This is a genomic window from Dellaglioa sp. CoH-57-MRSF-20, assembly GCF_056781955.1.
On record NZ_JBXAXV010000024.1, the window covers coordinates 1 to 927 of the forward strand.

At 55.1% G+C, this 927-nt stretch carries 2 protein-coding genes and 1 pseudogene; all 3 read right to left on the bottom strand.

Annotated features, from left to right (window positions below; genetic code table 11):
- Positions 1–393 (bottom strand): annotated as a pseudogene (locus AC1RPN_RS07810) (hypothetical protein); the annotation flags it as partial.
- 9 nt (positions 394–402) lie between these two features.
- The gene (locus tag AC1RPN_RS07815) at positions 403–639 is read right to left on the bottom strand and encodes a hypothetical protein (RefSeq protein WP_289864647.1); all 237 of its coding nucleotides are present in this window, start codon (positions 637–639) and stop codon (positions 403–405) included.
- Positions 636–927, bottom strand: a 292-nt coding sequence (locus AC1RPN_RS07820) for a hypothetical protein (RefSeq protein WP_481763655.1), incomplete at its 5' end; no start/stop codon positions are given. The genes AC1RPN_RS07820 and AC1RPN_RS07815, both read right to left, overlap by 4 nt.

The window sequence follows — 927 nt, forward strand, 5'->3', positions numbered from 1 at the left end:
GTCGCCCAGAATCGAGTTAAGAGAGCCTGATTTGAGGCGCGAGATTCGTGAGCCGTCCTCATCAACGGTCACTACCTCTCGACGCTTTCGACTCACGGTTAGTCCCATGTCATCGTCGTCATCCTCAAGCGGATCGCGCTCGGGCTTCACCACAACAACGTCAGTTACAGGCTGATCACGGTCACGACCTTTTGGTGTCTGTTCCGTGTTTTTGGGAAGGGGCGGACGACCACGCTTTTTAGGCGCAGGTGTTTCCTCGATAGCATCGAGGTCCTGCGCGGGTCGTTTCACCTTTTTCTTAACCTTCTTCTCGGGCGCAGGCTCTTCGGTTTTGGGTCGCAGATCAAATCCCATCATATCTTCGATGGACAACTCTGCTTTTTTCTTAGCCATGACGATTCCTTAGAAGGTGCCGTCCGGCATTGGAATAGCAATCCGGTGCGCTTCGCAGATCATGACGGGAAACCCGTTCGCGTTGCTGCGTTCCATGGGCTTGCGGCATTCAGGGCACAGCCCTGCACCTGCCACATCAGCACTCATGTTAATACGCGCCTCGACCTTATTGGTTGCGGCAGCTGCCGCAATTTGCGTGCGCGTCACGCCCGCCCGAATGAAGGATTGAGGTAGTTGCTGTTTCATGATGACCTCCGTCGATTGATAAGTCGTGTGCAGCTAGTGGTTTCAGCCATGTGGACTATGCGGCGCGGATCGTAGTCGAACACTTTGCTCAGGCCACGTTCCAGCGCGTATATGCCGATGAAGCACGCATCCACTTGGTGTGGGGTTGTGCGCGATGCCTTATACGTCTCTTCGAGCGTAGAGCCCTTGTGACGCTGGTGCCATGCATTCTTCCATTGCGCGGCCGGTATCGTTAGCATCGGTATATCCGGATAGGTGCCTGCCAGTAGACCGATCATGACGCTGACC